Here is a 17,268-nt window from a genome sequence, read left to right as displayed (position 1 = left end):
GTCTATAGACGGTGCTCCATTCACCAAACTCTTCTGGCAAATCTCGCCAAGGAATACCGGTTCTCATTCGGAAAAGGATCCCCTCAAACGTCATCCGATGCTCGGATTTATTATAAACTCGGCCGGTATTTTTCATTATTTGTAGTAGCTCTTCCCACCGTTTATCTGTTAGCATTGTTCTTGGCATGATAAATCGAGTTATGGTTGTTTTTTTGCAGAATTATTATAACTCACATCATGCCGTCTAAAAAATAATAACGAAAGATCAACACGCCCTAATATATAAAAATATTAACAAAAAAGCAGGACTAATAGCCTGCTTTTTTATTACTACTATCGATCGTTTTTAACGCATGGTAACAAACTCTTCGGCAGCAGTTGGGTGAATAGCCACCGTATTATCAAAGTCTTTTTTAGTTGCTCCCATTTTAAGCGCTACTGCAAAGCCTTGTAACATTTCGTCCATTCCGTAACCAATACCATGAATACCAACAATTTTTTCATCTTTCCCCACGCATACTAATTTCATTCGACAAGGTTGTCGATGCTGTGTTACTGCGGCGTACATTGCTGTAAATGTTGATTTATACACTTTTACGTTTTCTTCACCATACTGCTGTATTGCTTCCGGTTCAGTCAATCCTACTGTACCAATTGCAGGATGAGTAAATACGACGGTCGGAATATTACTGTAATCTAAATGTTCATCAGGTTTATTGTTAAATAACCTTTCTGATAAGCGGCGCCCTGCGGCAACTGCAACAGGTGTTAGCGCTATAGCGCCTGTAATATCATCACCGACAGAATAGATGCCCGGGACATTGGTGTTTTGGTATTTGTCGACGATAACAAAACCTTTATTATCAACCGCAATTCCTGCCGCCTGTAAATTCATGTCATTTGTTGCTGGATCACGTCCAATCGCCCAAATTAAACAATCAACTGTGTAACTTTCGCCATTTTCGAGGTTTAATGTTAGTGAATTATCACTATTTTTAATTACCGATTTTGGAACCGCAAAAGTATGTAATTGTTGTCCTTCAGTAGCAATAACTTCCATTAAGGTTTCAACAATAAGCGGATCAAAAGATCGTAATGGTGTAGCATTGCGAACAAATTGATGTGTTTGTGCGCCCAAAGCGTGTAATACGCTTGCTATTTCGCAAGCAATATAACCTGCGCCAACAACTGCCACACGTTTTGGCAAGGCTTTTAGAGCAAAAAAGCCATCTGAAGTAATGCCATATTGCGCACCTGGAATATTGGGAATGCTTGGTTTTCCGCCAACAGCAATTAGAATATGATCAGCACTATAGTGTTCGCCATTTACCTCAATGGTGTGAGAGTCAACAAATTTTGCATAGCCATGAATGACGTCAACTTTGTTATTAGTAAGTACCCGATCATAAGACTGATGAATGCGATCAATATAAGCAGTTCGACTAGCAATTAATTTATCCCAATTGAATTGATTAATAGTGGTATCAAAACCGTAATCGGGACCATAATGTTTTATAGCTTCTGCAATTTGAGCACCATACCACATTACTTTTTTGGGTACACAACCAACATTAACACAGGTTCCACCTAATAATTTGGCTTCAATAATGGCACATTTTTTTCCATAGGACGCAGCTCGATTAATTGATGCTATCCCTCCACTACCACCACCAATGGCAATGTAATCATAATGTTTGGTCATAAAATATCCTTAATACTCTTTTTCGTTATTTGCTTATTAGCTTTGCATAAAGATCACAATAAAAAAAGTATTAATTTTGAAATTTAACAATAGTTATTAACGATTGATTAAAGTGTATTAATTTTTTTTACTGATTTGTATCTTAAACAAGAATTAACTAAGGTTATTAAGAGCTGAAAAGCCAATTGGCTACTTATTTCCAAGTAGCCAATTTTATTTGTGATTATTTAGCTTAGCTTTTTTTTATTGCATTAATAATGTTGGTTGTTGAACATCCATCTTCAAAATTGAGCACTTTAACAGTTCCACCAGCAGCAATAACTTCTTTACCGCCAGCGATATCTTCAGGTTTATAATCACCACCTTTGACTAATACATCGGGTAAAATAGTGGCTATTAATCGCTGTGGTGTTTCTTCCTCAAATGGCACGACCCAATCAACTGAATCAAGTGCACCTAATACAATCATTCGTTGCATAAGTGGGTTTATTGGTCTTGATTCACCTTTTAACTGCTTAACCGAGGCATCGCTGTTCACAGCAACTATTAGACGATCACCAAGTTTACGCGCATTAGCAAGGTAAGAAACATGTCCTGCGTGTAAAATATCAAAGCAACCATTGGTCATGACAATTTTTTCACCACGCATCCGTGCTTTTTGAACTTCTTCTTTAAGTTCTTCTTCTGTCATTACACCAAATCCGTCATCGGCACGTGCTCGAATGGCATTACTTAACTCTACTTGTGATACTGTTGAAGTGCCAAGTTTACCAACAACAACACCCGCTGCCGCATTGGCTAAGAAACAGCTTTCCTCTAAAGATTGCCCTGCGGCTAAAGCTGCAGCTAATGTGGCAATTACAGTATCGCCAGCACCTGTTACATCAAATACTTCTTTAGCTTGAGTCGGTAGATGATAAGTTGGTTTATCTAATTGAAGCAATGTCATGCCTTTTTCGCTTCGTGTAACCAATAGCGCTTTTAGTTGGTACTGTTTAATCAGTTGGTGGCCTTTTTCTATGATTTCATCTTCACTTTGACAATGACCAACTACCGCCTCAAACTCTGACATATTAGGGGTTAAGATTGTTGCACCGCGGTAACGTTTAAAATCAGTCCCTTTAGGATCAACTAGAATTGGTACATTTGCTTGATTAGCAAGCTTAATTATTGCTTGAACTGCTGATAATGCTCCTTTAGCATAGTCCGACAAAACCAATACTTTATGCGTCGCCAATGCTGTTTGAATACGCTCAAGAATAGGAGTTGCATCAATATTGCCAAATCCTTCTTCAAAATCAATACGGATCAATTGTTGATTACGTGATAGGACTCGTAGTTTAGTTATGGTTGGGTGTGTTGAAACAGAGACAAAATCACATTGAACTTTGTGTTTACTTAGCTGTTCATCAAGAATTTTGGCTGGTTCATCAATACCTGTTAATCCGATTAGTCTCGCGTTACCACAAAGCGATGTAATATTCATAGCAACATTAGCCGCACCACCTGGTCGCTCTTCTAAAGAGTCAATTTTAACTACAGGTACTGGCGCTTCGGGGGATATCCGATTAGTTCCTCCATACCAATAGCGATCTAACATAATATCGCCTACAACTAATACATTGGCACAATTAAAATCAGGTAATGAGGTCTTCATTATGACTTGTTATCCTTAATTATTCAGTTAATTCATCTTTTATCTGTTAACTATCTTTATCAGATTCATAATTGTCGTTATCTTCTGTTTTGTCATTTTTTCGTGGTTGATAAAAACGGGCAAAAAAAGTGCCGATTTCAAACAGTAAACAGATAGGTACAGCTAGTAATATTTGTGAAAATACATCGGGAGGTGTAACAAACATTGCAACGGCAAACACTCCAACAATTATATAAGGGCGCTTTTTTCGTAGACTTTTAGGCGTAGTTATCCCTGTCCAACAAAGTAGTATAATGGCAACGGGCACTTCGAAAGCAAACCCAAAAACAATAAAGAGTGTCATTACAAAATCAAGGTATTTTGTAATATCTGTATTGATAGCTACATCAATAGGTGCAGTGTGAATAAAAAAGTAAAATGCTAGTGGAAACACCACAAAGTAAGCAAATGCGATACCAAGATAAAAGAGAATTGTGCTTGATACAATTAACGGCATTACTAGACGTTTTTCATGTTGATATAGTGCTGGTGCGATAAATCCCCAAACTTGATACAGTATGTAAGGAATTGAGATAAATATTGCCACCACAGCAGTTAGCTTAATTGGAGTAAAAAATGGCGCTGCAATATCTGTTGCTATCATGCTACTACCTTGAGGTAATTGGCTGATAAGTGGATTTGCCACGATATGATAAATATCATTGGAAAAATAGAGTAAGCAAGCTAATACTAGCAAAATACAGATAATAGAGCGTAGAAGCCGTGTTCTAAGTTCAACAAGATGTCCAATTAATGGTTGTGTAGCGTCGTCGGTCATGATTTATTTTTATCTGAGTGAGAGTGAGAATCGATCAGCGTTGCAGAGTCGATCTCGTTTTGTAATGATTCTGTTACGCGCTTTAAATCATCAATTGATTCTTGAATCTCTGGCGTAAGTGTTGTTAAACCACTTTGTTCAGCCTTTTTTAGACTGTCTTGTAACTCTTGCAGTTTAAGTTCTTTATTTAATTCTAACTGTACAGTAGCAGACATTCGGCGGAGTACTTTTATCCATCCTGCAACTGTTTTTATGGCAATAGGTAATCTTTCTGGCCCTAAAACCACTAGACCAATAATTAATACCAATAGTAACTGACCAAAGCTGATGTCGAACACGGGTTACTCTTTTTTGCTATTGTTAGTATCTGTATTGTTAGTATCTGATGAGTCAATATTCTCGACTTTTTGTAAATTGTCTTGCTCTTTTTGGTCGTGGCCGTCATCATCATTCATCGCTTTTTTAAAGCCTTTAATTGATGCGCCAAGATCGGACCCTAATGTTCGTAATTTTTTTGTTCCAAATAACAAAACAACAACAGCAACTAATATGAGGAGTTGAGGCAAGCTTGGCATCATGATAATTATCTCCAGTAAGGTTAATACCTAAATTATACACACAAACTACAATTTTCCCAAATAACTAGTTTTGTGCTCAATTCTTAATGCACAATTAGTATAATAATACATAATGCACAAAATAGTGCAATCGCTGTATATAAATTTCGTTCACGCTTTTTACTACGCTGAAGTTCTTGATTGATTTGCTGTAATTGAACATTCATTTGTTTGGAAATTCGTTCATAATCATTTAATTTTTCTGGTAACTGTGGCAACATGACCCGCCACTGAGGCAACGATTCCCAAGCTTGTTGTAGTATCTTTTTAGCACTATATTTATCTCGATACCACTTTTCTAAAAACGGCTTTGCTGTTTGCCACAAATCAAGTTCTGGATAAAGCTGACGACCAAGTCCTTCAATATAAAATAGCGTTTTTTCAAGTAAGGTTAGTTGGGGTTGGATATCCATGTCAAATTGGCGTGCAACTTGAAATAATTGCAGTAAAATCTGTGAAAATGAGATTTCAGAAAGTGGTTTTGAAAATGCGGGCTCACATACATTGCGCATTGCCATTTCAAGTGCAATAACATCTGTTGTTGCTGGTACCCAGCCTGATGCAATATAGGTTTCGGCTATTTTTCGATAATCTCGATTGAAAAATGCTAAGAAATTTTCTGCAAGATAGCGTTGATCATCAGCACTTAATATACCAACAATCGCACAATCAATACCAATATAACGTGGATTTTGTGGTTCTGTAATATCAACAAAAATGTTGCCTGGATGCATGTCAGCATGAAAAAAGTTATCACGAAACACTTGGGTAAAAAAAGCTTGTACTCCTCGTTCTGCAAGTAATTTCATATCAACATTATTTTGCTTTAACTGATCGATATCTGCAATGGGGATCCCTTTAATGCGCTCTTCAACCATCACATTTTTTCGACATAAATCTTGGTAAACATAAGGGATATATAAAATGTCGCTATTGATAAAATTATCGCGTAATCTAGCCGTGTTGTAAGCTTCTTTTTGTAAATCTAACTCTTTTAATAGTGTCATTTCATAATCATGCACTATTTCAACCGCTCGTAATTTTTCGCCTGATTCAATCCGCTTAGTTAATTGTTTAGCCACCCAATACATCAAACTAATATCGGCTTGGATAACGTGTAAAATGTTAGGACGCAATACTTTGATAACTACTTCGGCTTGACTACGTTTTAATATCGCCTTATGAACTTGTGCTATTGATGCTGATGCTATTGGTTTTTCGTCAAAATCTGCAAAATAATAATCAATTGGCTGCTCTAAAGCTGACTCAATTATTTGTTTGGCAATTTTACCGTCAAAAGGGTTAACTTGGTCTTGTAATTTTGCCAAAGCATCGGCTATGTGTTTTGGTAAAATATCTCGTCGAGTTGAGATCATTTGTCCAATTTTCACCCAAACTGGACCTAGTTCTTGTAACGCTAGTTGTAAACGTTCACCGATTTCTTGATGTTTTGCTTTAGCTCTAACCCAAAACATACAAAATAATAAAGTACGCAACCATTTTGATGAACGATGTTTTGGCAACAATTCATTTAATTGATAAGCTCGGAATACAGTTAATATTTTAAACAGTCTAAAAAATGTCATTATTATTCATCGCATCAAAATTTAAAGCCAGTATGTAACGCAACTATACCACCAGTCATATTGTGATATTTCACATCGACAAATCCTGCATCTTCCATCATTTTTTTCAATGTATTTTGATCAGGATGCATACGGATAGATTCAGCTAAATAACGGTAACTTTCAGAATCATTTGCCACTATTTTCCCCATCAATGGTAACATGGTAAATGAGTATAGATCATACGCTTTATTCAGAATTTGATATTGCGGTTTAGAGAATTCAAGAATTAATAAACGCCCGCCAGGTTTTAATACTCGCCACATGGATCGTAATGCTTTTTCTTTGTCGGTGACATTACGTAATCCAAATGAAATAGTAATACAATCGAAATAGTTATCTGCAAAAGGTAATTCCTCGGCATTAGCTTGTACATATTCAATGTTTTTAAATAAGCCTTTGTCACGTAGCTTATCTCGTCCCACTTTTAACATCGATTCGTTAATATCAGCTAACACAACCAATCCATCATCACCAACAAGTTGCGAGAATTTTGCCGTTAAATCACCAGTGCCTCCTGCCAAATCTAAAACTTTTTGACCTTTACGCACGCTACTATATTCAATGGTAATTTTTTTCCAAATACGATGTATGCCAAATGACATTAGATCATTCATAACATCATATTTATCAGCAACAGAATGAAATACTTCAGCAACACGTTTTACTTTTTCTTGTTTGGGAACTTGTTTGTAACCAAAATCAATTTTTTCTTGATTTGTATCGTCTTGTTTGTCAGAAGATTGAGACATAAAAATTTACCTATCACAAATAATTGACTTATTTTAACATAAGCCACAATAAATGTGATGAACTAAATCAATAATGCTTCAACCTCTTTTGTGATTGTTTCAAAATGTTCCAGCCGTGAGGATTTTGGATTTAAATCTTTTTCATGAATGACTAAATCAAAATGATAACTGTCTTTAAAAGCTTTTAAAATTTCATTATCTTTTTGAAATAATTGATTGTAGTACTGTGCTAGTGTTTCAAAATCAATTGAGGTAAAAACAACCTTATTGGCGCTTTCAACAGCTTTTGAAATCCGTTCTACATGTAACATCGCAATTTTCATAAAATCAGATTCACTCAAATAGCGTTTGTTATGCTGAGTTAAGATTTCTCGCTCAATATAATTAATATAACCGTTAGGTACATATTGAGTATTATAAATATTAGCAAATTGAATAGGTAAATCACGAAATCTATTTTGACCAACAATAGCTACTTTTTTAACAAAAAAAGGTTTTGCTGCTTGTGCGATATAAGACCAGTTTTTATAAGGATTTTCACGGATTTGGGTTGCGCTGATGCTTATAAAATCTCGATTGGCATCAACAATGATTACCGGACAGCCAAAATAGAGTTCATGATTTTTGACATCTTGCGGTTCACTAGTAAATACTACGTTAGGCTTAATTTTATGTTCGTAAAGAATTTGCTTAATGCGACAACTCCAATCTTGCCATCCATTGGGATAAAATTCAATACCAGCTTCATCAAGTACATGGATATGAATATTGTGGCGATCTTTAAACGTCTCTTTTAACCATGAAAAGCGGTCGCTAACTTGTGGTTGTTTGGGTAAGCGGCTTTTATCAAATAGCTGCTTATCACGTGATTCCTCACAGCCCAATATGATATGTAACACATCAACTTGGCTCATTGCTTTTTCAATCAAATAAATATGACCACAATGTAAAGGATAAAACTTCCCAAAAATTAAACCAACTTTATGCTTTAAAGCCATAACCATTACCAATAACACACAATAACTAATAACAATTTACAGAAAAAAAAAGCAATTTCTAATCAAATCATGCTATTTGATATATTTTACCAATTAGTAAAATAACTTTTACCATACAAATAGTTGATAATAAAGATAAAATAATACTTTATTATTTTTGTAAATTAGATAATAAAATACCCGTTGCAACCGAAATATTTAACGCAGGCATGTTATCATTTCCCTTTAAATGGACAACAACATTAGCACAATTAATAAGTTTTATATTAATTTGTTGAAATATAACTAACGCAACTTTTTTATCAAACTTGATTTTATGCAATTGAGTTGATGCAATGGATTTTGCCTGACACGGTAATAACGCAACAACTTGGTAACCACGCTGTTTAAGCATATCAAGTGAAGCAACAAAATCATCACTTTTAATTGATTCAACAGCCTCAATACCACCTTCTGCCACACGCATGGCAGCGCCACTATCGAGTAAATTTGTTTGACGTAATATAACGCCATTAACACCATAAAAAGCAGCACTACGAATTAAGCCACCTAAATTATGGGGATTATGAACATCGTCAATAGCTAAAATACAATCATGATCTTTATTACTATTGTTTTCTAAATAATCCAATAAGGTAAGTGGAACACGTTTTTTTACAATTAGGCAGACACCGCCATGGTGCTGAGTTTGAGTTATTTTACTAATTTGCTCACTAGAGATAACATCATAACCTAACCGTTGTTTGACTAACCAGTCTATTAGATCTTTAAACTGGTAAGTCACCTCTTGGGTAATAAATAGTTTAACAATAGCTGTGCGTCGATGTTTGAAAACTGCTTTACAGCTATTTTCACTATAAACTAAAGTTTCTTCTTTACGTTGGCGATAGCCATCATAACCAAAGGTCGGTACTTGATCATTAGCACGAACCTTTTTTTGCCATGGTGAATCATTATCGATAGATGATTGAGATTGATTAAGTTCAACATTAAACCGCTTTTTTGCAAACTCAGATTTATCATTTCGAGGTTTGAATGTTTCAATACGATCATGACGATCTCGTTTAGATTTCAACTGAAATGAATCATCTTTACGCTTCTCTTTCCATCGAGAGGGCTTTTCAATAGCAGAGCGAGAATGTTTTTTAGATTCACTATTTTTGGCGTAAAAAATAGATGGTTTATTTTTTTCGGTATTGTCGTTCATATCAATCTCACAATTAATCGGTTATCGCGTACGGATGGTTGGGGCTATTTTATCTAATACGCCATTAACAAATTTATGGCTGTCAGCAGCACCGAAGGTTTTTGTTAAATCAATGGCTTCATTAATTACCACTTTATAGGGCACATCTTGACGTTTCATTAATTCATACAGTGCGATTCTAAGTATCGCTAATTCAATTTGTCCTAATTCACCAACAGATCGTTCAGTGAGATAAGGCGTCATTTTATCATCTAATTCGGCAGTATTTTTTGCTACACCATTTAATAATTCACGAAAATACTTAGAATCGACGCCTTTCATATCTTGTTCTGCAATAAAACTTGTCTCAACATCAGCAAGATCGTTTCTGGAAACTTGCCAAGAGTAAATGGCTTGTACCGCACATTCTCTTGCTCGACGACGAGGATTAACTAATGCCACAAAATTACTCCTTAATTGCTTTAATAATATTTAGCATTTCCAGCGCAGTTAATGCAGCTTCAGCCCCTTTATTGCCTGCCTTAGTGCCTGCACGTTCAATTGCTTGTTCTATACTTTCGGTGGTTAAAATACCAAATCCTACTGGAATAGTGTTATCTAAACTTGTACTTAATAATCCAGAGCTTGATTCACCAGCAACAAAATCAAAATGCGCTGTACTACCACGAATTACGGTACCTAACGCCACAACGGCATCATATTTTTTTGACTGTGCGGCAACTTTAACGGCAAGAGGAATTTCATAAGCACCAGGAACCCAAATAACAGTGATATTTTTATCATCAACTTGTCCAATACGTGTCAATGCATCAATTGCACCATTTACTAGGCTATCATTAATAAAATGATTAAAACGCGCCACTACAATTGCAACTTTAGCTTTTGGTGCAGCAACTTTACCTTCAATCGTTTGCATATAAATTCCTTATTAATTCTATTTTATGCCATTTCACTCTGTTTTGCGTGAAAATTACTTAGTAAATTGTATCACGAATTATAGACTTATCCTATCGGCAAATAGCGTTACGACCAAGTTCTACCCAATATATTATTTAAAATAAATGCAAAGAATTTAACTATTTGCAAATATATTATTTGTTAAATTTAAAATTAATTTAAATATTGTTGTTATTTCAACCATTATGATTAGAAATAATTTTAATTTATTTTTATTTCAATCCTTATTTTTACACTTAACAGTATACTTTCTAAAATCTTTTGTCCAAATAAGGAATTTTATTTTATCACTTGCAAGCTATTTTGAACAAATTACAATAGTCTATATATTTATTTATTATTGATGGAGAAATCCCAGTGTATATTGACAATATTCGTGATGAATTAAACCAAGCTATTGACGTATTAACTAATTTTGTTTCAGACGATAAAAATCTCCAACAAATCCAAAAAGCTGCTATTTTAATTGCTGATTCGTTTAAACATGGTGGTAAAGTTTTATCATGTGGTAATGGTGGCTCTCATTGTGATGCTATGCATTTTGCTGAAGAATTAACTGGTCGCTATCGTGATAATCGCCCTGCTTATCCTGCGATTGCCATATCAGATGTAAGCCACATTTCGTGTGTAGGTAATGATTTTGGATTTGATTCTATTTTTTCACGTTATGTTGAAGGTGTAGGTCAAAAAGGTGATGTGCTTTTAGGTATCTCAACTTCAGGAAATTCAGCTAACGTGCTTAAGGTTATTGAAGCAGCAAAACAAAAAGGGATGAAAATTATTACGTTAACTGGTAAAGATGGTGGTAAGATGAATGGACTTGCCGATGTTGATATTCGTGTTCCACATTTTGGTTATGCCGATCGTGTGCAAGAAATCCACATCAAAGTTATTCATATTCTTATTCTGTTAATTGAAAAAGAGATGGCAAAATAATATGTGTGAATTATTGGGTATGAGTGCTAATGTGCCAACCGATATCTGCTTTAGTTTTACTAGTTTAATTAAACGAGGTGGGGACAAAGGTCCTCACAAAGATGGTTGGGGAATTACTTTCTACGAAGGAAAAGGTTGCCGAACATTTAAAGATCCTGAGCCTTGTAGCTATTCGCCTATTGCTAAAATGGTGAAAGAATATCCCATCAAATCTAAAGCTGTGATTGCTCATATTCGACAAGCAAATCGAGGCGGTGTCGCACTAGAAAATACCCACCCATTCACCCGCGAACTCTGGGGTAAAAATTGGACTTTTGCCCACAATGGACAATTAACCAATTTCCAAAATTTAGATACAGGGCTTTTTCAACCTATTGGAGAAACCGATAGTGAATACGCTTTTTGCTATTTAATTAATCAATTACAGCAAAAATATTCACAAAAACCTGTCGATGATCTTGAGCTATTTAATTTTATTAAGCAATGTGCCAACCAATTAAGCCAACTAGGCATATTCAATATGCTACTTTCTGATGGGCAATATGTGTTTGCCTATTGCACAACAAATTTGCATTGGATAACCCGCAAAGCACCATTTGGCAAAGCAAAATTATTGGACGAAGATGTAGAAATTGATTTTCAAAAACATACAACACCCAATGATATTGTTACTATCATTTCAACCTTACCATTAACTTCAAATGAGATATGGCAAAAACTTAATACTGGCGAAGCGATTTTATTTAAAGATGGCAAAATTAGCCAATCTTCCGCATTTTAATAGGGTGCTTGGTGACTCATTTTTAAATTGATAATGCAGATAACTTAAAGTTATCCATAATATTATAGGTTTTTAGCTAGAGCAATCAGCAATACCATTGCCAATAATATATCAAAACCTTGTGAACAAATTGCCGAAATCCTAACGCAAAACCAACAAAAAGTGCACTCCAACAAACTTGGCTAACAAAGTGGGTTGAAACAAGCAGAAACACAACATAAAAACCCAAGACAATAAACAGATTATCAAGTAAAAGTATTTGCCGACCTGTTTTACGAATTTGAGATGGTATTGGCATTTATTTAACTCTTTGAGTTAAATAGTTTTGATAATCAGGAATTTCAATATCAACTTCTTGCGTAAAAATAGAGGACTGAATTAATGCATTAGCTGTGGATTGATTAGTGGCAACTGGAATATTCCAAACAGTAGATAATCGTAACAACGCTTTCACATCTGGATCGTGAGGTACAGCATTAAGTGGATCCCAAAAAAAGATTAAGATATCAATTTTACCTTCTGCAATTAATGCACCTATCTGCTGATCTCCCCCCATCGGACCACTTAACATTGGCATGATATTTAATCCTGTTTCTTGCTTTATTAATGTTCCAGTAGTGCCCGTGCCACATAAATTATGACGAGAAAGCTCTTCACGATTTTTTTTACACCAATTTAATAAAGAATCTTTCAGATGATCGTGAGCAACTAAAGCAATATTTTTTTTAGCTAGTAATTTACGTGTGGTATATAGCATCATTGTATCCTAATTCATTATTATATTTTTTTAATTTTTAACAGAGTATTAATCAAAGCGCAAGGTTTATTTAATTGATAATAGATAATAAAAAAGGCACCGAAGTGCCTTTTAAAAACAAAGATACAATCAATTAGAATTGGTAAATTAAACCAAGTGCTACTGTGTCTTTTGTTGTGCCCTTGATTTGTGATTTAGTAAATGAACCATCTTCATATAAAGCACGGCGTGCACCGATATCATCTTTATCTAACAAGTTAATTTTATAATCGATAATAGCTTGTAGGTTTTTGTTAAAGTCATAAGTTAAACCAACATCAACATATTTAGCTAAATCATTACCTTTAAGCCCTGCATCACTTGAATAACTAGATGCGTCTTTAACTTTATGTTGGATATAAGCAACAGATGGCGTTAAACGTCCTACTTCAAAGTCAATACCATATTGAGCAACTAATTCATAGCCTTTGGTTTTTAAATCATTAGCGCTACGAGTAGTTGAGGCATTATCCCAGCCATATTTTTGTTTACCTTGAATATATAACGCAGCTAAATAAAAGTTGTCGTTGTCATATTTAATACCAGCTGACCATGCTTTAGCATCTTTATGACCACCAGTTTGTGCATAACCAGCACCAACAGATAAACCAGTATCAAGCACATCCCAATCAACAACTGAACCCCATGCTTCAGCACTATTGCGTTTATCATTAAGAGTATAATTACCGAAATGACGTGTTGAGCTGTTATCTCCGTTATCCGCATATTGAACGGCAAAACGTAAACCATTCACTAAGCCAAAGAAATCTGAATTACGGTAGGTTGCAACGGCTTTAGTACGAGCTGTTAATGCATAAAGATCATTATCAGAAGCATCACCACCAAATTCTGGTAAAACGTCAGTGTAAGATGTTAATGTTTTTAATACACCATCATTGCGACCATAGTCGAATGAACCAAAATCACCAAAGTTTAAACCAGCAAATGCATAACGAGTTTCATTATCAGCATTTTTACCTGTTTTTGCTTCATATTCCCAACGACCATAGCCAGTTACGCTGTCGGTCACTTGTGTTTGACCTGACATACCTAAACGTGCAGTGGTCTTGTCACCTTCACCTGTTTGGTTATTGCGATCAGTAATATAGTTTAATGCGTAAACACGACCATAAAAGTCAACTTTATTACCGTCTTTATTCCACACTTCAATAGAAGCGTTTGCTGTACCTGCAATTAAAAGTGCAGGAATAGCGATTGCTAATAGATTACGTTTCATTTTTTACCCTCAAAGGTATTTTATATTATTAAAGATGCAAATTGCTTTGCTCTGGTTTAACAAATAACTGCTAACAATTAGCAATTATATTATTACTGTGATAGCCATTTTGCCTAATAAACATGGCTCTAATGCCACATTGCCTATTTAACAATGGAATTTAGATTTATTCTGCGAATTTTCGAATATTTTAATATTTATTATAAATTTTTTTAGGCATAAAATGTTTTTTTAGGTGGGAATGAATTTAAAAGATGAAAAAAAAGGCACCTAAGTGCCTTTTTATAAGATATTAAGCGATTAGAATTGGTAAATTAAACCAACACCTAACACATCTTTGGTACCTGGTTTAGTAGCTTTTTTATAACGCTCACCATTTTCAGTATTCAACGCAGCACCAAGATCTTTACGATCAAGAAGATTGAATTTATATTCAACAATTGCACTGAAGTTTTTGTTTAGATCATAAGTTGCACCTAAAGATACATACTTAGCCACAGGTGAGGTAAATCCACGACCAATATAACGAGTATTATTTCTGACGAAATTGAGCGAATCAGCCTTAACTTTATGTTGTACATAAGCTAAAGATGGAGTAATACGACCCACTTCTAAATCAATACCATATTGAGCCACTAATTCAAAACCTCTAATTTTTCCATCAGCATTTCTTTCATAACCGTCATTCCAACTATATTCTACTACATCTTTAAATTTAGTTTGGAAATAGTTAGCGCCTAAATATAAATTATAGTTATCATATTTAAGACCAGTTGCCCAAGTACTTTGACGTCTATCACTATTTGAAGTTTGTGCATAACCCGCACCAGCAGTTAAACCAGTGTCAAAGATGTTCCATTGAATGTTTGCACCATAAGCTTCACGAGATCCGCCTCTGATAGAGTCTTGTTTACCAAATATTCTACTTTGATTAGAATTATCACCATTATCTGCATATTGTAATGCAAAGCTTAAATCGTCAGTTAAACCAAAGAAGTTATTGTTACGATAAGTCGCAACAGCTTTAGTACGAGATGAAAGAACGTTCCAATCGTTGTTTGATGCATCACCACCAAATTGTGGTAATACGTCAGTATAAGCAGTAATTGCTTTTAACACACCGTCGTTACGACCATAGTCAAATGAACCTAAATCACCAAAATTTAAGCCAGCAAATGCATAACGTACTTCATTATCAGAATTTTTACCCGCTTTAGCTTCGTATTCCCAACGACCATAGCCAGTTACGCTATCAGTGATTTGAGTTTGGCCTGACATACCTAAACGAGCTGAAGTATCGTCACCTTCGCCTTTTTGAGCACGGTCAGTGATGTTGTTAGCTGCTTTTACTCGGCCGTAAAAGTCAACTTTATTACCATCTTTGTTCCAAACTTCGATAGATGCATTTGCACCAGCTGCTGCTAAAAGCGCAGGGATAGCTATTGCTAATAGATTACGTTTCATTTTTTACCCTCATGGTTATTTTTTAAAAAGACACTTCCATAAGTTTAGTGTCAATTTTCGTACAATAATTATTCATCCAAAAAATAATATTTTTATCTATTATTTTTCTACTTTTTACAGTAGTGTAAATTATGTATAAATTTTTTTTAAAATCAAGCGAACTTTTCATTAAATGTAGTGTCTAAGTCTAAATTTAAGCCTGTTTGATTGTTTTTTAAACTAAAACAGATTAATATCTACCTACTGTAACTCTCAATAAATTCTTGTTAGGGATTTTAATCAACTTAAAAGTTTGCATTACGCGGCGTTCTTGGGAATGGGATAACATCGCGCACATTTTGAACACCTGTTACATAAACAATTAAACGTTCAAAACCAAGACCAAAACCAGAATGCGGCACAGTACCGTATCGACGTAAATCACGATACCACCAATAATCTTCTTTTTTGAGTCCCAATTCTTCCATGCGCTTATCCAACATATCTAAACGCTCCTCACGCTGAGATCCACCAATGATTTCACCAATTCCTGGCGCTAAAACATCCATTGCCGCTACCGTTTTACCGTCATCATTCATACGCATATAAAACGCTTTAATATCTTTCGGATAGTTTTTTACTACCACTGGTGCTTTAAAATGTTGTTCAGCTAAATAACGTTCATGTTCTGAAGCTAAATCAATTCCCCAGCTGACTGGGTTTTCAAATTTAGCATCACAATTTTGTAATATAGTGATAGCATCAGTGTAATCCACTTGAGCAAAATCAGCATTAATAAAGTTTTCAAGACGATTGATTGCTTCTTTATCGACATGCTGAGCAAAAAATTGCATATCATCAGCACGTTTTTCTAGCACTTCTTTAAACACATATTTCAACATATCCTCAGCAAGCTTAGCGTTATCATCTAGATCAGCAAATGCTACTTCAGGCTCCATCATCCAAAACTCAGCTAAATGGCGAGTAGTATTTGAGTTCTCTGCTCTAAATGTTGGACCAAAAGTATAAACTTTAGAAAGTGCACAAGCATAAGTTTCAGCGTTTAATTGTCCAGAAACGGTTAAAAAAGCTTCTTTACCAAAGAAATCTTTATCAAAATCAACTTTACCATTATCAGATTTAGGCAGATTTAGCATATCAAGTGTTGAAACGCGGAACATTTCGCCCGCCCCTTCAGTATCTGATGCGGTAATAATAGGAGTTGATAGCCAATAAAAGCCACGATCATTAAAAAACTGATGAATTGCTTGCGCAAGCGTATGGCGTACACGCGTTATCGCACCAACAATATTGGTTCTTGCACGCAAGTGAGCCACTTCACGAAGATATTCAATTGAATGGCGCTTTGCTGCCATTGGGTAAGTTTCGGGATCGTCAACAAAGCCATACACTTCAACTTGCGTTGCTTGTAATTCATATTTTTGACCTTGACCTGGTGACTCCACTACTTTACCAGTGACTTTAACGGAACAACCAGCTGTTAGACGCAAGATTTCTTGTTCATAATTAGGTAAATTATTTTCAATAACAGCTTGAATAGGATCAAAGCAGGAACCATCGTAAACAGCTAAAAATGAAATACCTGCTTTAGAATCACGGCGAGTTCTTACCCAACCTTGAACTGAAATAGTGCTACCAACAGCAATTTTGCCTTGTAACACATCAACAATAGGTGCAACTGAAGTCATTTAATTATCCATCTCTACATTAATTTGTTTAAGT

The 17,268-nt window shown here is 35.1% G+C and carries 18 protein-coding genes and 1 pseudogene; 2 read left to right on the top strand and 17 right to left on the bottom strand.

Annotation, left to right across the window (positions count from 1 at the left end; translation table 11 throughout):
- The 12 genes and pseudogenes from ACGH6S_RS05130 to ribE form a co-directional block, all read right to left on the bottom strand.
- On the bottom strand, positions 1-187 hold a 187-nt coding region (locus ACGH6S_RS05130; protein ID WP_411579487.1), incomplete at its 3' end, for a transposase.
- Positions 188-346: 159 nt separating this feature from the next.
- A complete protein-coding gene (gorA, locus tag ACGH6S_RS05125) occupies positions 347-1,702 on the bottom strand; it encodes a glutathione-disulfide reductase (protein WP_411578398.1) in 1,356 nt (451 codons plus the stop codon).
- 232 nt (positions 1,703-1,934) lie between these two features.
- On the bottom strand, positions 1,935-3,359 hold the full coding sequence (hldE, locus tag ACGH6S_RS05120; protein WP_411578397.1) for a bifunctional D-glycero-beta-D-manno-heptose-7-phosphate kinase/D-glycero-beta-D-manno-heptose 1-phosphate adenylyltransferase HldE: 1,425 nt from the start codon (positions 3,357-3,359) through the stop codon (positions 1,935-1,937).
- Between the two features lie 46 nt (positions 3,360-3,405).
- Positions 3,406-4,176 carry a twin-arginine translocase subunit TatC gene (gene tatC, locus ACGH6S_RS05115; protein ID WP_174798644.1) on the bottom strand — a complete coding sequence of 257 codons (771 nt, stop codon included), beginning with the start codon at positions 4,174-4,176 and terminating at the stop codon, positions 3,406-3,408.
- A 50-nt stretch (positions 4,177-4,226) separates the two neighbouring features.
- Positions 4,227-4,514, bottom strand: a pseudogene (gene tatB, locus ACGH6S_RS05110) (Sec-independent protein translocase protein TatB); the annotation flags it as partial.
- Between the two features lie 3 nt (positions 4,515-4,517).
- On the bottom strand, positions 4,518-4,751 hold the full coding sequence (gene tatA / locus ACGH6S_RS05105; protein ID WP_051634208.1) for a twin-arginine translocase TatA/TatE family subunit: 234 nt from the start codon (positions 4,749-4,751) through the stop codon (positions 4,518-4,520).
- 86 nt (positions 4,752-4,837) lie between these two features.
- The gene (ubiB, locus tag ACGH6S_RS05100; protein WP_174798645.1) at positions 4,838-6,379 is read right to left on the bottom strand and encodes a ubiquinone biosynthesis regulatory protein kinase UbiB; all 1,542 of its coding nucleotides are present in this window, start codon (positions 6,377-6,379) and stop codon (positions 4,838-4,840) included.
- A 14-nt stretch (positions 6,380-6,393) separates the two neighbouring features.
- A complete protein-coding gene (gene ubiE / locus ACGH6S_RS05095) occupies positions 6,394-7,170 on the bottom strand; it encodes a bifunctional demethylmenaquinone methyltransferase/2-methoxy-6-polyprenyl-1,4-benzoquinol methylase UbiE (RefSeq protein WP_034911549.1) in 777 nt (258 codons plus the stop codon).
- A gap of 62 nt (positions 7,171-7,232) precedes the next feature.
- The gene (gene nadR / locus ACGH6S_RS05090; RefSeq protein ID WP_411578396.1) at positions 7,233-8,168 is read right to left on the bottom strand and encodes a multifunctional transcriptional regulator/nicotinamide-nucleotide adenylyltransferase/ribosylnicotinamide kinase NadR; all 936 of its coding nucleotides are present in this window, start codon (positions 8,166-8,168) and stop codon (positions 7,233-7,235) included.
- A gap of 151 nt (positions 8,169-8,319) precedes the next feature.
- Positions 8,320-9,375, bottom strand: coding sequence for a TrmH family RNA methyltransferase (locus ACGH6S_RS05085; RefSeq protein WP_411578395.1), 1,056 nt, complete (start codon positions 9,373-9,375; stop codon positions 8,320-8,322).
- A 21-nt stretch (positions 9,376-9,396) separates the two neighbouring features.
- Complete coding sequence (gene nusB, locus ACGH6S_RS05080) at positions 9,397-9,816, bottom strand: transcription antitermination factor NusB (RefSeq protein WP_411578394.1); 420 nt, start codon at positions 9,814-9,816, stop codon at positions 9,397-9,399.
- 4 nt (positions 9,817-9,820) lie between these two features.
- Positions 9,821-10,291 carry a 6,7-dimethyl-8-ribityllumazine synthase gene (gene ribE / locus ACGH6S_RS05075; RefSeq protein WP_034911536.1) on the bottom strand — a complete coding sequence of 157 codons (471 nt, stop codon included), beginning with the start codon at positions 10,289-10,291 and terminating at the stop codon, positions 9,821-9,823.
- Between the two features lie 398 nt (positions 10,292-10,689).
- Here ribE and lpcA point away from each other — a divergent pair, with 398 nt between their 5' ends.
- Both lpcA and ACGH6S_RS05065 read left to right on the top strand, forming a co-directional pair.
- Positions 10,690-11,268 (top strand): D-sedoheptulose 7-phosphate isomerase, encoded by a 579-nt coding sequence (gene lpcA, locus ACGH6S_RS05070; RefSeq protein WP_411578393.1) that lies wholly within the window; start codon positions 10,690-10,692, stop codon positions 11,266-11,268.
- A gap of 1 nt (position 11,269) precedes the next feature.
- Complete coding sequence (locus tag ACGH6S_RS05065; RefSeq protein ID WP_174798649.1) at positions 11,270-12,049, top strand: class II glutamine amidotransferase; 780 nt, start codon at positions 11,270-11,272, stop codon at positions 12,047-12,049.
- Between the two features lie 85 nt (positions 12,050-12,134).
- On the opposite strand, the gene ACGH6S_RS05060 is transcribed toward ACGH6S_RS05065, so the two are convergent.
- The 5 genes from ACGH6S_RS05060 to asnS form a co-directional block, all read right to left on the bottom strand.
- Positions 12,135-12,347, bottom strand: a complete 213-nt coding sequence (locus ACGH6S_RS05060) for a hypothetical protein (protein ID WP_174798650.1) — start codon at positions 12,345-12,347, stop codon at positions 12,135-12,137.
- Positions 12,348-12,806 (bottom strand): methylglyoxal synthase, encoded by a 459-nt coding sequence (locus tag ACGH6S_RS05055; protein WP_174798706.1) that lies wholly within the window; start codon positions 12,804-12,806, stop codon positions 12,348-12,350.
- A 133-nt stretch (positions 12,807-12,939) separates the two neighbouring features.
- Positions 12,940-14,082 (bottom strand): porin, encoded by a 1,143-nt coding sequence (locus ACGH6S_RS05050; RefSeq protein ID WP_411578392.1) that lies wholly within the window; start codon positions 14,080-14,082, stop codon positions 12,940-12,942.
- A gap of 300 nt (positions 14,083-14,382) precedes the next feature.
- Entirely contained in the window at positions 14,383-15,546 is a 1,164-nt protein-coding gene (locus tag ACGH6S_RS05045; protein WP_411578391.1) for a porin, read from the bottom strand.
- Positions 15,547-15,830: 284 nt separating this feature from the next.
- Positions 15,831-17,234 carry an asparagine--tRNA ligase gene (asnS, locus tag ACGH6S_RS05040; RefSeq protein ID WP_065589445.1) on the bottom strand — a complete coding sequence of 468 codons (1,404 nt, stop codon included), beginning with the start codon at positions 17,232-17,234 and terminating at the stop codon, positions 15,831-15,833.
- Between the last annotated feature and the right edge of the window lie 34 nt (positions 17,235-17,268).

Origin of the sequence: Gilliamella sp. BG3 (assembly GCF_046635605.1) — a bacterium.
Classification (GTDB): Bacteria; Pseudomonadota; Gammaproteobacteria; order Enterobacterales; family Orbaceae; genus Gilliamella; species Gilliamella bombi.
This window is presented reverse-complemented; position numbering and strand designations above follow the sequence as displayed.

Excerpts from the sequence above, each read along its gene's own strand:
- nadR (WP_411578396.1), bottom strand. The coding sequence starts at position 8,168 with ATGGCTTTAAAGCATAAAGTTGGTTTAATTTTTGGGAAGTTTTATCCT.
- ACGH6S_RS05045 (WP_411578391.1), bottom strand. The coding sequence starts at position 15,546 with ATGAAACGTAATCTATTAGCAATAGCTATCCCTGCGCTTTTAGCAGCA.
- ACGH6S_RS05085 (WP_411578395.1), bottom strand. The coding sequence starts at position 9,375 with ATGAACGACAATACCGAAAAAAATAAACCATCTATTTTTTACGCCAAA.
- ACGH6S_RS05060 (WP_174798650.1), bottom strand. The coding sequence starts at position 12,347 with ATGCCAATACCATCTCAAATTCGTAAAACAGGTCGGCAAATACTTTTA.
- ubiB (WP_174798645.1), bottom strand. The coding sequence starts at position 6,379 with ATGACATTTTTTAGACTGTTTAAAATATTAACTGTATTCCGAGCTTAT.
- ACGH6S_RS05050 (WP_411578392.1), bottom strand. The coding sequence starts at position 14,082 with ATGAAACGTAATCTATTAGCAATCGCTATTCCTGCACTTTTAATTGCA.
- ACGH6S_RS05065 (WP_174798649.1), top strand. The coding sequence starts at position 11,270 with ATGTGTGAATTATTGGGTATGAGTGCTAATGTGCCAACCGATATCTGC.
- asnS (WP_065589445.1), bottom strand. The coding sequence starts at position 17,234 with ATGACTTCAGTTGCACCTATTGTTGATGTGTTACAAGGCAAAATTGCT.
- ACGH6S_RS05055 (WP_174798706.1), bottom strand. The coding sequence starts at position 12,806 with ATGCTATATACCACACGTAAATTACTAGCTAAAAAAAATATTGCTTTA.
- tatA (WP_051634208.1), bottom strand. The coding sequence starts at position 4,751 with ATGCCAAGCTTGCCTCAACTCCTCATATTAGTTGCTGTTGTTGTTTTG.
- hldE (WP_411578397.1), bottom strand. The coding sequence starts at position 3,359 with ATGAAGACCTCATTACCTGATTTTAATTGTGCCAATGTATTAGTTGTA.
- tatC (WP_174798644.1), bottom strand. The coding sequence starts at position 4,176 with ATGACCGACGACGCTACACAACCATTAATTGGACATCTTGTTGAACTT.
- ribE (WP_034911536.1), bottom strand. The coding sequence starts at position 10,291 with ATGCAAACGATTGAAGGTAAAGTTGCTGCACCAAAAGCTAAAGTTGCA.
- ubiE (WP_034911549.1), bottom strand. The coding sequence starts at position 7,170 with ATGTCTCAATCTTCTGACAAACAAGACGATACAAATCAAGAAAAAATT.
- gorA (WP_411578398.1), bottom strand. The coding sequence starts at position 1,702 with ATGACCAAACATTATGATTACATTGCCATTGGTGGTGGTAGTGGAGGG.